The 14,677-nt window shown below is 42.6% G+C and carries 8 protein-coding genes; 2 read left to right on the top strand and 6 right to left on the bottom strand.

Translation table 11 applies throughout. The features are described from left to right. Positions 1-3 precede the first annotated feature (3 nt). Positions 4-1,836: an amidohydrolase gene (locus ACS5PU_RS05955; protein WP_439458359.1), complete on the bottom strand. Its 1,833-nt coding sequence runs from the start codon at positions 1,834-1,836 to the stop codon at positions 4-6. A gap of 24 nt (positions 1,837-1,860) precedes the next feature. Beyond that, positions 1,861-2,643 (bottom strand): alpha/beta hydrolase, encoded by a 783-nt coding sequence (locus ACS5PU_RS05960; protein ID WP_439458360.1) that lies wholly within the window; start codon positions 2,641-2,643, stop codon positions 1,861-1,863. 369 nt (positions 2,644-3,012) lie between these two features. On the opposite strand from ACS5PU_RS05960, the gene ACS5PU_RS05965 reads away from it, so the two are divergent. Then, positions 3,013-4,926, top strand: coding sequence for a sigma 54-interacting transcriptional regulator (locus ACS5PU_RS05965; RefSeq protein ID WP_439458361.1), 1,914 nt, complete (start codon positions 3,013-3,015; stop codon positions 4,924-4,926). A 214-nt stretch (positions 4,927-5,140) separates the two neighbouring features. Here ACS5PU_RS05965 and ACS5PU_RS05970 read toward each other — a convergent pair whose 3' ends face one another. After that, positions 5,141-7,081 carry a sigma 54-interacting transcriptional regulator gene (locus ACS5PU_RS05970; RefSeq protein ID WP_439458362.1) on the bottom strand — a complete coding sequence of 647 codons (1,941 nt, stop codon included), beginning with the start codon at positions 7,079-7,081 and terminating at the stop codon, positions 5,141-5,143. A gap of 413 nt (positions 7,082-7,494) precedes the next feature. Here ACS5PU_RS05970 and ACS5PU_RS05975 point away from each other — a divergent pair, with 413 nt between their 5' ends. Continuing rightward, positions 7,495-8,001, top strand: coding sequence for a VOC family protein (locus ACS5PU_RS05975; RefSeq protein ID WP_439458363.1), 507 nt, complete (start codon positions 7,495-7,497; stop codon positions 7,999-8,001). A gap of 243 nt (positions 8,002-8,244) precedes the next feature. Here ACS5PU_RS05975 and ACS5PU_RS05980 read toward each other — a convergent pair whose 3' ends face one another. The 3 genes from ACS5PU_RS05980 to ACS5PU_RS05990 are packed head-to-tail and all read right to left on the bottom strand — an operon-like array spanning position 8,245 to position 14,586. Then, positions 8,245-11,400, bottom strand: a complete 3,156-nt coding sequence (locus tag ACS5PU_RS05980; RefSeq protein WP_439458364.1) for a GH92 family glycosyl hydrolase — start codon at positions 11,398-11,400, stop codon at positions 8,245-8,247. Positions 11,401-11,438: 38 nt separating this feature from the next. After that, positions 11,439-12,716 carry an MFS transporter gene (locus ACS5PU_RS05985; protein WP_439458365.1) on the bottom strand — a complete coding sequence of 426 codons (1,278 nt, stop codon included), beginning with the start codon at positions 12,714-12,716 and terminating at the stop codon, positions 11,439-11,441. Between the two features lie 19 nt (positions 12,717-12,735). Then, positions 12,736-14,586: a class I mannose-6-phosphate isomerase gene (locus ACS5PU_RS05990; RefSeq protein ID WP_439458366.1), complete on the bottom strand. Its 1,851-nt coding sequence runs from the start codon at positions 14,584-14,586 to the stop codon at positions 12,736-12,738. Positions 14,587-14,677 lie beyond the last annotated feature (91 nt).

The raw sequence follows: 14,677 nt of genomic DNA on the forward strand, positions 1-14,677 counted from the left end.
CGATTATTTGGCCGTATCGGCATTTTTAGCTACCGATGTGATAGGATTACCGAACTGCCGTTGATAGCCGCCATAATATTTAATAGGCGACCAAATAGGGATGACCGGCAAGGCGCCAGGATCATTTTTGGCATATGGACCAGCTGCATACACCACTTTGCCATTAACGATAGTCAGTAACGATTCGATGTTCTTCACTTCCTGTGTACCGATGCTGAAAAAATCTTTGGATAGTATGGCCATATCGGCGTATTGTCCTTTTTTGATCTGTCCTTTCAGCTTTTCTTCTCCCGAAAACCATGCGCTGCCTGTGGTGTACAATGTCAAGGCGGTAAAACGGTCCAATACCTGATCTTTAGGCCAAAACTGCATGCCTCCAATGGTTTGCCCGGTAATTAACCAGTGCAAAGCCATCCATGGATTGTAGGTTGATATCCTGGTGGCATCGGTACCCATACCTACCGGAATACCCTGCTTAAGCATTTCTTTAATTGGCGGAAGCTGCGTGCGAGGAGCGCCGTACATTTTATTGTAGAGCTCCCCCTGAAAATACATTCTAAACTGTACGGCAATGCCCCCTCCCAATTGCTTAACCCTTGCCAATTGTGTCGGCGTTATGGTTTCTGCATGGTCAAAGCACCACCTCAAGCCGTTAAAAGGTGTTTCGTTGTTAACCCTTTCAAATACATTGAGCATCCTTTCTATAGATTCGCCGTAGGTAGCGTGCAAGCGGAACGGCCATCTGTTTTTGACCAATAGGCGGATCACAGGCTCAAGATCGGCTTCCATTTTGTCGGAGAGGATGGTTCTGGGTTCCAGGAAATTCTCAAAATCTGCCGCTGTAGCCACAAGGTTTTCTCCTGCACCCTCAAGCGAATATCCATTGGGCACAAGCATATTGTCATTTTTACCCGGTTTGGCACTTGCTACCCATTTTTCGTAATCCTGTAGCTCTCTTCCCTTTTGTTGGGCAAATAGATAATAGGAAGTTCTCAGGTTAAGCTTCCCGTTCTTGGCCAGTTCGAGGGCAACAGCATAATCACTGTCGTAATTCTGCCCTCCCCCTGCTGCATCTACAGCACTGGTAAGTCCAAACCTGTTCAGTTCGCGGTAAAACTGCTGGGTGCTATTCAGTCTTTCTTCGTGCGATAATTTTGTGGTAAGCCCCAGAGTGGTGTAAATGGCCTTTGGTGTTTCTTTGGCGAAAAGCATCCCTGTGGGCACTCCATTTTGATCAAGTTCTACCAAGCTACCTTCGTATTGGGTATTCTTGTCGTATTTCAGCACTTCGATTCCCTTTTTATTAAGGAAGGCCTTGCCATACAAATAGCTGATAAAAACTGGTCTATCGGGAACAGCTGCATTAATTTCAGCCAGGGTTGGCTGCCTTTTTTCATCAAACTGAAACTCGTTCCACCCGCCCACCACTTTTACCCATACGCCTTCTGGTGTGCGCTGTGCCTGCTCTTTCAGCATTTCCATGGCTCTTTTTAAGGTTTTAACGCCATCCCAGCGCAGCTCGCTATTGTAGTTAAGGCCTTCTCTAATGATGTGGATATGGCTATCGTTCAATCCAGGAACAACTGTTCTGCCGCCACCATCAACCACCGTGGTTTTATCGCCACCATATGCTTTGATAATCGCTTCTGAATTTCCTGTATCTTGGATAATCCCATCCTTAATGGCCACGGCGGCTGCAAAATTTCCAGGCTTGGTCATTGTTGCGATTTTGGCATTGAATAAGATTATATCTGCCTTGTCGTTTCCTCCGCCTTTGCATCCGGCCAGCATGATTACAGTGGCTACAATGGCAAAATATTGGTTAAAATGTTTCATCTTTTTAATTTTTAAGCTATGTGTTTACAGTTTCTCCACCCAGTTTAAGATGTAGGTTGCAATTTCTTCCCAATTGGGCTGGCCAAGTACAAAGTGGTTCCTGCCCTCAAATTCCTTAAAAGATTTTTTGGAGAACCTATCTGAATATTTATTATAGTTGCTCAGGTTAAGCGATGCGGGAATAAAATGATCTATACTGCCGGCTATAAACAGTAGCGGCACATGTGGCCGTTTAAAATCTATCTTCGCGGCATCGGTAATGGCATCTCTAACCACCAGTTTAGATTCTGGCGTGAGAAACTTATAGTAAGCTTCTTTTTGCTCATCAAAAGGCATATCATTGGTAAAAGCGTACTGCCACTCGCGGAAAGACATTAAATAGGATAATTTGGTAGAGGTAAAAAAGCCCAGTGGCCCCCAGCCTGCTTTGTAAAAAGAAAACTTAAATGTTATTACACCTTTAGGTTGAAGCGAATGCACCTGTACTGCTGCAGCGGCCAAATCGCGCTGAACCAACAACTGCGCAATTAAACCGCCCATGGAGTGCCCAATTATAATGGGTTTTTCGGGCAATGCTGCAGCAATATTGGCGTAATGTTCAGTAAGGTCTGCCAAACGCTGGCTTGCTATTTTAGCATCGGGCTGTCTCCGCCGTAACGCATCAGCGGTATCGTTTTTACTGGGCCAACCTGGCGCGAGCGTAGTATATCCCTTTTGCTGAAAAAAAGATTGCCATTCATCCCAGCAATCGCTGCTTACAAATGCCCCAGTGATGAATAAGATTGTTTTCGATGATGTTTGTTCCATGATGAATGATTTGTTATGCCAACTTCATAGCAAGATCGACTCCTTTAATACAATTAACTGTTAATCAATACTTTAAAAAACATCACCTTATTATAATCACGTTATCTCGTCAATTGCATACTATTTAGCACGAAATAAAGTGGGCAATACCCAGAAAATGAAAGTGCACCTTACCATATTGCCAAAAACAAAGGGCTTAATTTGGAGCAGGCAGTAAAATTGTGAATCCTGCCTATTTGAACAATTGGCTAATTTTTCTTAAGTTTAAAAGCTGTGAGCCGTTCATCCCACTTCTTTATAATTACCGAAAACGGGCTGTAACTGCTGGCTACCATCCGCACCATCCAAACGCAGAAGCGAAACAAACCAATGCCAAAGAAAATTTTAATCGTAGAAGACGAATTCATCATTGCCGATACATTGAGGGGCATTCTTAAACGTGCTGGCTACCAAGTATGTGGAATAGCTGATACGGTAGCCGAGGCCATGGAAGCAGTTCAAACCCATCATCCCGATTTTGTTCTTGTCGATATCTTTCTTATCGGGGAACTTTCGGGCATAGATTTGGCCAATAGGCTTTCTGAGCTCAACATCCCATTTATTTATATTTCTGCCAACTCCAATCACAAAGTACTTACCGCAGCAAAAAAAACGAATCCATACGGTTTTGTAATTAAGCCTTTCCGTGAAAAAGATGTGCTTGTTGCACTCGAAATTGCCCTTTACCGCCATCAGAAGAACATAGAAAGCGGACAGCGGCAAAATACGGCTTTGCTCAAAAAAACGGATCAGATTATCGGCTCCAAAAAAGACTGGAAGCAAAAAATCTGCGATCTGGGACAGGCACTACAGCCTTTTATACCTTTCGAACTGATGTCGGTATGCTTTGAATCAAAAGGAAACCCAGATGTGGATCTCGGTTTTTTGAGGATTGCTTTCAATGAATACCAAATTATCGGTGGCGAAGAACTGGCTACAATTGGTGGCAATACGCCTCTTGCTTTTTCGAAACAGGCAACAGAACCTGAAAATTTGGATACAACGGCTCTAAGGCTTTTTGGTACTCGGAACAAAAAAATGATCAGTGATATTTTTAACATGCAGTCAGATCTGGATTTTGCTTTGGAAGTTCCAGGCAAAGGGGCATTTCACTTCAGTTTTTTTAGTAAATTAAAAAATGCTTACAGCCAACACCATGTTGCTGTTTTCGAAACACATCAGGCACTACTCACCGACTTTATTTTAAAAGTTCTGCCCCACGAGGCCGTTTACACGAATACTTCGTTTAACCCAGGCAAGGTAGAATTAGCAAATGTTCACAGGCCAAATCCGTTTAACGACATTATCGGAAGTTCGCACCTGCTTTTAAAAGTTTTTGACGAGGTAAGCCAGGTTGCCCCTGCAGATTCTTCGGTACTGATACTTGGTGAAAGTGGAACAGGGAAAGAAAAAATTGCCTATAAAATACACGAGCTGTCTTCGCGTAGGGATAAGCCCTTTGTGAAGGTAAATTGCGCGGCACTTTCTTCGAGTTTAGTGGAATCGGAGCTTTTTGGGCATGAAAAAGGCGCTTTTACCGGCGCTTTCGAACGTGCTATTGGCAAGTTTGAACGGGCCCATACCGGAACCATATTTTTGGATGAAATAGGTGAAATACCGGTAGATATTCAGGTTAAGCTGCTCAGGGTGCTCCAAGAGAAAGAAATTGAAAGGGTTGGCGGCCGAACAACTATTAAAACCGATGTTAGGATTGTAGCCGCTACCAACCGCAACCTCGAAACGGAAGTTGCAGAAGGAAGATTCAGGCTTGACCTTTATTACCGATTAAATGTTTTTCCGATAATAATGCCGCCACTGCGCGACAGAAACGAAGATATACCAGCTTTGGTAGATTACTTTTTGCAGGTTTCGAATAAACGGACCGGACGCGAGGTAAAGGCTGTTTCGCAAGGGGTTATTAACCAGATGAAACAATATGAGTGGCCTGGCAATATCCGCGAGCTGGAAAATTTGATGGAAAGAAATGTGCTGTTAAGCAAAGACGGCTATATACACGATATTGAATTTCCTTTCAGCCAAACCAAAAAACAGGAGCAGCCTGCCTTTAATGAGGTAAGTTCCATGTCGGAAGGAGAAAAAAAACATATTATTGCAGCCCTAAAGAAATGCAAGGGTAAAATTTGGGGCATTGGTGGGGCTGCCGAGCTTTTACAGCTTCCACCGACTACGCTAAACTCAAAGATGAAAAAGCTCGGTATCAGCAAAGATTCGGGTTTTTACTGAACTATAAGCTAAAAGTTTGCATACAGTATTGAATATTTTAACAATGATATGCAGGAAAAGGAAAAGTATCATGAAAATAGAAGGAAATACGACAAAAATCATTTCTATAATCAAATAAAAATGCTGACCGCAGCAGCGAGTTTTTCGATCTGGAAATTTACAAGTCGTTGCCTGATAAAAGCCATCAATTGCCATTATTTATACGCCTTAAGGTTTAACTGGCATGTTTCCTCACAATACCCAATCTTTTCATTTTAGAATTGAGTGTAGTGGCCGGTACTTCGAGCAGCTCTGCAGCACCACCTTTTCCCGATATTCGGCCACCACATTTTTTAAGTACGGTGAGGATATAATCGCGTTCATTTTCTTCGATGGATTTGATTCTTTTGATATCTTCTACAGCTTTCGTTTCTTCTGTCCTATTTGGTAAAGTAAACCTTTCTATTACAGCGCCACGGCATAAAAGCACATGCCTTTCAATAATGTGTTCGAGTTCGCGGATATTTCCGGGCCAGTGGTAAGCGGTTAAATCTTCCATGGCATCATCAGCTATGCTTATATCTGGTTTTCCAGCCATTTCACTGTATTTTTTCAAAAAATGTGCTGTCAATATGGGCAGATCGCCAATCCTATCACGCAGCGGTGGCAGCAAAATTGGGAAAACATTTAAGCGGTAGTATAAATCGAGCCTAAACTTTCCCGCCGCTACTGCTTTTTCGAGGTTGTTATTGGTTGCTGCTATTATTCTTACATCAACTTTTAGTGTTTCGCGCCCACCAAGTCTTTCAATTTCCTTTTCCTGAAGCACTCTTAATAGTTTTGCCTGCGATTCGAGGGGCAGCTCCCCCATCTCATCGAGAAAAATTGTTCCCCCATTGGCCTGCTCAAACTTACCGATCCGCCGCTCGGCTGCCCCGGTAAAAGCACCTTTTTCATGTCCGAACAGTTCTGATTCGATCAGATTGGATGGCAATGCAGCACAGTTTACCACTACAATCTGCTTGTTTTTCCGCAAGGAATGGTCGTGCAGGCATTTGGCAAATCTTTCCTTCCCGGTTCCGCTCTCCCCTAAAATCAGTACCGAGGTTTCGGAAGGTGCAACCATGGTAAGGTGATCGAGCGCTGTTAACAGCAGATGGCTGCTCCCTACAATGCCATTATATTCTGGCTTTGCTGCTACCATGCGCACTGGCAAAGGCGGAACAGGATGAATGCGCTGGGCCTTAGATTTTTCTGCGGTAGCAATAATGCCCTCAAAAGTCATGGCCAAAGCCTTTTCGAGCTGTTTTACCAAACCAAGGTGCTTCTTATTGTAAATATCTGTATTGCGGCTATAAAATGAAAAGGTAAAACCGGCCTTACCCGCAATGGGAACATACATTACCAGGTTAGACCCCATGCTAAAGGTTTTGGCCACCAGTTTTTTGGATGGGTTTATTTTACAGATCGCCTCAAAATCTTTCCCGTTGTAAATCTGCGAGACAAAATCTTCTGCTCCGGGCACCTGAAAACGAGGCAGATCGGCAGGTTTTAGCCCGGTAATATTCATTAATTCCTGCCTGCCAATTTTCTGGTATTCGTTAAAACTCAGCCGCAAAAAGCTCATACCTTCGTAGGGCAGTTTTTCGAGGTTTTTCATGCCTATGGCCAAAAAATCAAATGGAATGTGCGGTTGTATGGTTTTGGCAATCCTAAGAAATTTCTCCTCCCACGAAATATCCTGCGAAATGGCATCTTTCATGGTCATTTCTAGTGCAATATAGCTCTGCCTACGGACCTCAGTTTGCTGTTGGTGCAGGTAATGCGCAATCTGCAAGCTAACAATAACATCCTTTTCGCGGAATGGTTTAACCATAAAACCGTAAGGATTTGTTGTTTTAGCCTGTTCCAGTATAGATTGGTTGGAGTTGGCCGAAAGATAAACAAATGCAATATTCTCTTCACTCAGCTCACCCGCTAGGTCAATTCCGGTAAGTTCGCCGTTCAGGTATATATCCAATATTACCAAATGGGGTTTATTCTGCTTGATAATCTCTCTGGCTTCTTCTACGGTACCTGCTACACCGCATACTTTGTAACCAGCTTTTTCAAGCGTAATGGATAAGTTATTCGCTACGATAAACTCATCTTCTACAATAAGTATTTTTTCGGCCATATATTAAATGATGAACACCGATAATTGCCAAAAACCTGCCAAGCTATTCACTGGTGGCTTATTTCGAAGCAATTTTGTACGATGAGTGTCTTCCCATCTCTGTTTTAGCTAAAATTTTTTTTCCATTGGCAATTTGAAAATCTATCCTTAAAACGGAAACAACTTTATTTCGGTATTTTTTGAACGGCACCTCGAAATAAAGTTGTCATTATTTTTCCGTGCAGCCATATTAATCCAACGTGTCAAGGAACCATATACTGCATCCTAAAAATTGGTTTTCAGCGATATAACGTAAAACAAAAAGCATTCAAAAAGATAATCAACTAAAAAACAGCAAGTTAATTAAAAGGCATTAAAATTGGCATGTAGCAGATGATCAATCTTAAATTAAAATTCAGCTTTTAACTCAAAAAATGATGAAAACAAGATCTTTCTTATTTCTGCTGCTAATGATTAGCTATAGCAGTACAATTACTGCCCAAGAAAACAGCAAATACAAACTCTTTGGAATGGCCATGAGCGTATCGAACCTCGATACCACTATTAAATGGTACGGCGATATTTTAGGTTTTAAGGTGCTACAGCGTTCTGAGTTTCCGGTAATACATGCCAAAACGGCCTTTATTGAGGGGGCTGGTATCCGCTTGGAACTGTTACAGGTTGAAAATCCTATCCGTTTGGGCGAGCTTTTTGCTGATCCGCCAAACCACATGAAACCGATAGGCAACAAGGCGCTCATTTTATATGTAGATGATTTGCCAGCAGTTACCAGATCGCTCGAAAAAAAGAAAGTAGTTTTTGCATTTAAAGAGATCATCTTAAATGATAAAGGACTTAAAAGCACAATTATACGCGATCCTGATGGAAATTTCATCAGCATTTTTGGCAAACAGGGCATGATAAAAATAAAGGAGAGATAATTTGAGTTGGTCCAAACCGGTTGCTGATCCATTAACATGGAGCTGCCCTTTTTGCGAAATGCAAGGATGTACCCCCAATATCAGCAGCCAAAACAATATTCATATCCAAAATACTTAATTTTAAGAATCAATAGCAATACTTGGCCGGCTCAACCAGTTTAAATCCGGAAGAGGATTTTAGGTATTGAAAAACTGAATGATGAGTGGCCGGGGTTACTTTACCGGCCATTTGATCATTTAAAATTATTTGGATGGATATCCGGCTGTGCCCCAAGCTGTGTTTGGCTTGTCGCCCATTTCTAGCACCAATGTTCCACCTTTTAATAGCTCAGCACTCTTAAACCAAAATTGATCGAGTTTTTTGCCGTTGAGTACTGCCGATTGGATATAACGGTTAGTGCGCGAAGTATTGCGGGCTTCGATCACGAACTTTTCGCCACGGCCGTACTGTTTGCCCAGATTGATGACCACTTTTGGAAAAATAGGACTGCCCAGTTCATAAATAGGTTCTGCTGCTGTACCGCCATCGGTTTGAAACAGGCCTAATGATGCCATGATAAACCAGGCACTCATCTGTCCCTGATCTTCATCACCCAGGTAGGCATTGGCTTCTTCATAACCATAATACCGGTCGATAATTGATCGGCTCCAATTTTGTGTAAGCCAAGGTTTTCCAACCCAGTTAAAAAGAAAGGCAAAATGCATAGATTGTTGATTTCCCTGCATAATCGGGTAATCCCAATACGCATCATTTGGTGCGTTGAAGCGCCATTTGTAACTTTCGTTAAATCCCCACTCCAACCTTTCGGTAAATTTTTTCTCGCCAATAAGTCCGGCAAGGCCACGCACATCCTGAGGTACAAAAAAGGTTAGCTGCCAGGCATTGCCCTCAACGTAGTGTTTATTTGCGCCTGATTTGAAGGGATCGAAGTTTTTCTGCCAGCTGCCGTCTGATTTTCTCATCCTGGCATACCCAATTTCTGGATCAATCGAATTCTTCCACCAGCTTCCCCTATCATTAAATTCTTTATATTCTTTTTCTTTTCCCAATGCTTTGGCGAACTGACCAACGGTCCAATCATCATACGAATATTCAAGGCTATTGCTAAACCTCCCCTTATCATAAGGTACAAACTTATGTTGCAGGTAAGTGGCCAGATCATCGTTACCTGCCATACCTTTGCCTACCGTATCGGGCAGTGTAGTTTGCATTTTGTAGGTTGCCGCAAAGGCTTTTTGCACATCGTAATCCCTGATACCCATCTGGTAAGCGCCCACAATTAAAGGAATTTCGTGTTCTGCAACCATAACCGGGATATATTCCATTCCCGCTGGCCCCTTAGCAAGCCATCCGTTGGAATCGTACATGGCCAATTGCGATTTTACCCATTTTGAAGACCACTCTGGCGTAACCAGATTCCAGTATTGGTTAAGGTTCCAGAAGGTGTTCCAAAAGGCATCGCAGCCCAGTGCAACATCGTTGGGGTTGGCAAAATGCTGTAGCTTTTCGCTGGCATCTATCCAGCCACCATCGGCATCGCTCCAAATATTCCTACTGGCCAGCCCCCTGTACATGTTGTTGTAAAACCTGGTTTTTTCGCGGGCATCGTCGCTGCTCACGGCAAGCCTGCTAAACAGTTTGTTCCAGGTATCGCTTTGGTTTTTCCTTACTTTTTCAAAGTCCCAGCCAAAAGGTGCAGCAATTTCCTTATCAAGGTTATTTGATGCGGCCTGTATACTTACCAGAGAAATTGCAGAACGTGCCTGTACCACATTTTCTTTATCGATATTAAATTCTACATAAACCCCGGCATCCTTAACTTTATTTCCCTTAACCAGGTTTGAGGCAGCTTGTTCTTTACCATTTATCCAGCTACCGAATTTCGCTATCGGCCTGTCGAATTCGATTACAAAATGAAGGGTATAATCCTGATCAACCCCACCAGACCAGGCATCGGGGGTATGCTGTTTGCTAAATCCTTCTAAACGGGTAGCGCTTACTTTTTTAATCTCGAAGCCTAAAATATCATAGTCATATTCTGCAGGCACCCTAAGGTCGACCATTACGCGGCCCAGTTTGTTTTTTGGAAAACTGTAACGTTGAAAACCAGTTCTGGTATTCGCTGTCAGCTCGGCTTTAATGCCATAATCCTTTAGCACCACTTTGTAATAACCTGCCGGCGATTCGACTGAATTTTTATCAATTTTAGAACGGTAACCATCACTGCCATTGTATTCATCGCCAATTTTTAGTTTCAGTGGACCATTTACTGGCATCATGCCCAGGCCAGCCATGGTCCATTCGTGGATATGGCTAAACGTACCAATACTCTCAATCGTAGGATCGTAGCCCGCCATCCATCCTGGATTCTGGTTATCAGGACTCAATTTAACCATACTAAAAGGCATCCATGGTCCTGGGGCAATCATCCACCGAGAATGGGCAGTACCTATGCTGGTGTCAACATAATCGGCTGGTGTTTTTAAGGGGTAAGCGTTTCTGGCTACATTTCCACTGCTAATGAGTTTACCATCTGCAAATACCTTATACATACTGTTGCGTGGCTTATTTACCGAAGGCATGGGCACTTCAAGATTGTATCTGCCAGTATCAATTTGGGTATTAAAAATAGCTTTGCCATCAAGCTCAACTGAAAGTTTTGAATGACCTTTTAGCCTTTCAATATCAATAAGCAGTGGCTGTATTTTTTTAGTTTCTTCCTTCAAGGTATAAGTGGCCGATTTAATACCCCGGATGTAGACGTTTCTGCCATGCTGCTCTTCAAGAATAGCCTTGCCCTCTAGCTTAACATTATCAAATACCAACCAAGAGCCTTCCAAAATGGTAAACTGAATGGTATTGCCACCACTTACAAAGTCGTTGCCAGTTAAGGGGATAGCGATCTGCATGGCCGATGTATTTGATAAATCACCTTCAATTCCCTTATTATTGCCCTTTCCTGTAAGCCTGTATTTAAATGCTTTTCCATTGACTGAAATTTTTAACAAGGCTGGTTTGCCGCTGTTGTGGTCGAGGATGTTGAGCGTAAGTTTAAAAGGCTGTTTTTTATCCAGTGCTTTAAGAGTGAAAAGCGCATTGATTTGATGAGAACGCAGGCCTGAAGTTGGCCCAGTACCTCCCCAGCTATCGTCGGGCCCCGGAAGAACGTAAGGCCACTCCGTTTTGATATCAGAGCCACCCACAATAAAATACCGGTCTTCCCAACCAAAATCCTTTTCCAGAAATCTTTTATAATCTCCAGGTGCCAGTGCCATATCAAAAGCTGAATTGTCTTTTTTGCCAATCTCCCATATGGCTGATTGCTGCGACCGGGAAATTGCCGGAAACAGTAACAGCGAGATAAAGGCGACTAATAAGACAGGTGTTTTTAGTTTCATTTGAGAATAATCATTAGGTTTAATAAGTTGAGTTCATTTTATTTTTTCCAAAGGGACTGGATCTGATCAAAGGTTTTCCCCTTGGTTTCGGGATATATTTTATATACCACATAAAAAGCACATAGGCAGCAAAAAGCGAAAATTCCGAAAGTTAAAGCTGTGCCCTTTGCCAAAAGTATGGGTGTTAACTGGCCTATCAGTGCATCGCTAACCCACATCACCATAATACTAATGGCAACCGCCTTTCCGCGAATGGCATCAGGAAATATTTCAGACACGATTACAAACTTGAGCGGCCCCATAGAACAGGCAAAGCACAACAGGAAGAAAATTACCATAATGCCTAAAAATAGCCCTGTTTGATGACCGGTTGAAAATAGTATGGCAATAATAAACAGGCTCAGTGCTGCACCTGCTGAACCAATTAGATACAATGGCCTACGCCCCAGGCTATCTACTTTCCATATGGCAATAAATGTAAATAAAACATTTGCCAGACCGAAAAAAATCTGGGCATGCAATGCATTATTGAGATCGATACCTGCACTTGATAATATGCTCGGACCATAGTAAATGATGGCATTGATGCCGCTCAGCTGAGAAAATAAGGGCAGTAAAACACCTAAAAGAAGCGGTTTTCTCATTTCTTTTGCCCAGAACAGGCTTTTTGACATGTTGCTTGTGGTATTGTACTTGTCTCCACCGGTATTGGCCGTCCATCTAAGGCTTTCTGGTATTATGAGCGAACCCAGCAGGTAAAGCGCTGCCGGTATGCTGCCAATAAAAAACATACCACGCCAAACCTCCTTGCTAAAAATAAGGCCCAACCAGCCACTTGTTCCATTGCTTGTGTTTAGGGGCACCAGTTTAAGAAGGGCAGCATTGCAGCAATAAGCCAACAAAATACCCATGGTTATGGCTAGCTGATAAGCACTTACCAGTTTTCCACGCTTATTAATAGGCGCAATTTCTGAGATATACAAAGGCACTATGTTGGATGCAATGCCAACGCCCATCCCTCCAATAATTCGGAAGATGATGAGCATTTTAAGATCGATGGCAATTGAACAGCCTATTGCCGAAACCAAAAATAAAGCTGCCGAAATGGTCAGCATTTTTTTTCTGCCAAGCCTATCGCTTAATATGCCCGAAAACAATACACCAGAAATACAGCCAATTAAAGCGCAGGAAACAATCCATCCTTCCATTGCAGAGTTAAAACTGTATTGCTTATGCAGCAGCGGAAGTACGCCTGATACAACAGCCATATCGAATCCGAAGAGTACCCCTCCCAAAGATGCGATCAGTGTGACCATAAATAAATTAATTTTTCTGCTATTGGTCTCCATATTGTTTTTTCTTATCGGTTAGCAATAAATCAAATACAATATGTTCGGCCTTTAAATAGGCTTCGATTACTTTGATCGGTTTTTTATCTGTTGCAATCAATTTATAACTGCCCATAGCCGATGGCAGTATGAAAGTTTCTGCGTAGCTAAATTCGCGGCATAAACCATCTTCACTAACAACAGTAACGCCATTCCCCTCTACCACCATCATAATCTTGCATACATTGGTTGCAGCAAATGCCAGTTCAGAAGCAATGCTAAGCTGGTTTATCTCATAAAAATGTTTATCGTGTGTAGGGAAATTAACAATTTCCCAATCCTGCCCTGATCGGCTAACCTTCGGTTTAGCAATATATTCTTGCTCCACCCGATCCCCAGCTGCAGAAAAGTCGATATTCTCGAATGCATGATCGATCGATATAGGCCTTGGTTTTCCATCTAGGTCCGGACGTAGCCAATCATAAATTTTAAAGGTAAAAATGTAAGGTGTAGCGCTGATTTCCAAAACCAGGTTGCCCTGTCCTGCGCTATGCACCGTACCATGGGGAATTAAGAAAAGATCGTGTTTTTTAGCCGGAAAGCGCTGTACATAAGCTTCAACATCCAATGGGCTATTATTGCTGTAGCTTTGCTGTGCAGCCTTTTTAAAATCATCTTTCTCCACGCCATCTTGAAGTCCGAGATAAACCGAAGCATCAGCTTCCGCTTCCAAAATATAATACGTTTCATCTTGGGTAAAGTTTTCACCAAAATTTGTCCTAATGTATGCTGGCTCAGGATGCACTTGCACAGAAAGGTCCCCCCCTTGTATGGTATCCAAAAAATCGAATCGAATCGGAAACTCAGTGCCGAATATTTTTTGATGGCTGCCCAAAATCCTTTCGCTTTCCAAATGCATCAACAGATCGAAGGGGATTTCGAAATTGTTACCATCTTTATGCAAAACGATGCCGTTTTCAGGTACAATAAGTTCAAAAGACCAGGCATAATTGCTTTCGTCCTGACTGATTCCGGGAACAAATTCTTTCAAAAACTGTCCTCCCCAAACGCCTTTTTCAAACCATGGCCTTGCACGCAAAGGTGCGCCGGTGAGATCGTGGGCTGCCTGTTTAAGATCTGCGGTATACATCCAAGAAATATCTCCCAGCCATTGGGTATCGGCAATTACCGAAATGGCGTTGAAGTAATGTTCACGGTGCTTTTTAAGTACAACCCAATCTATAAAATAAAGGCTCTTATACATCTGTTGATAGGGTACTTTAGCTTTCGAACCCAGGTTTTGTACTGCCCCTGCCCGCATTCTGTACTGTATTTCATTTTTGGGCACTTCCAAAAAGATAAGTGGTCCATCCCAGTCAAATAAGGCCGCTCCGCAGCCAATACAGATATCCAGTGCACCGTCGGCCAGCGGCTGGCAGTTGTCCACTTCGTCCAGCTTAAAAAAATCAGCAAGGCTTATATCGGCCTGACGCCCCCAAACATCTTCCGCTTCACCTAAAAAGGGAGCCCTTAATTGCTCCAATGTTAAGTGCTCTTTATAAAAATCTTCGGTAAAGGTCCACCTTACCTGGCGCCCTCTTGTTTTCAGGTATTTATCCAGATCCACAATGATTTCGTTCCACAATACGCCCGAAAAACCATCTATCCTAACCGAATTGTATCCAGAGATGTAGTTGCAAAAACTTTCATAGCCCGTAAAAATCCCGCCCGAATGTATTTCCTGCAAAGGGTACTGATCGTATTTATCTGAATGGGTGCTGCACATATGAATAGGCAAAACCTTTTGTTGCGAGTGCCTGATGGATTGATCGGTATCTGAATGGGTAATAATATTCATTAAAAAACAAAGATTTAAAGTATATGTACAAACATACTTACATAACATCATATTTCATAATATTTTTTAGTCAGGCCATATTTTGTAGCTA

The sequence above is a fragment of the Pedobacter sp. GSP4 genome, assembly GCF_051857575.1.
Taxonomy (GTDB): domain Bacteria; phylum Bacteroidota; class Bacteroidia; order Sphingobacteriales; family Sphingobacteriaceae; genus Pedobacter.

Coding starts and splice junctions, on each gene's coding strand:
- ACS5PU_RS05955 (WP_439458359.1), bottom strand. CDS start 1,836: ATGAAACATTTTAACCAATATTTTGCCATTGTAGCCACTGTAATCATG.
- ACS5PU_RS05960 (WP_439458360.1), bottom strand. CDS start 2,643: ATGGAACAAACATCATCGAAAACAATCTTATTCATCACTGGGGCATTT.
- ACS5PU_RS05965 (WP_439458361.1), top strand. CDS start 3,013: ATGCCAAAGAAAATTTTAATCGTAGAAGACGAATTCATCATTGCCGAT.
- ACS5PU_RS05970 (WP_439458362.1), bottom strand. CDS start 7,081: ATGGCCGAAAAAATACTTATTGTAGAAGATGAGTTTATCGTAGCGAAT.
- ACS5PU_RS05975 (WP_439458363.1), top strand. CDS start 7,495: ATGATGAAAACAAGATCTTTCTTATTTCTGCTGCTAATGATTAGCTAT.
- ACS5PU_RS05980 (WP_439458364.1), bottom strand. CDS start 11,400: ATGAAACTAAAAACACCTGTCTTATTAGTCGCCTTTATCTCGCTGTTA.
- ACS5PU_RS05985 (WP_439458365.1), bottom strand. CDS start 12,716: ATGGTCACACTGATCGCATCTTTGGGAGGGGTACTCTTCGGATTCGAT.
- ACS5PU_RS05990 (WP_439458366.1), bottom strand. CDS start 14,586: ATGAATATTATTACCCATTCAGATACCGATCAATCCATCAGGCACTCG.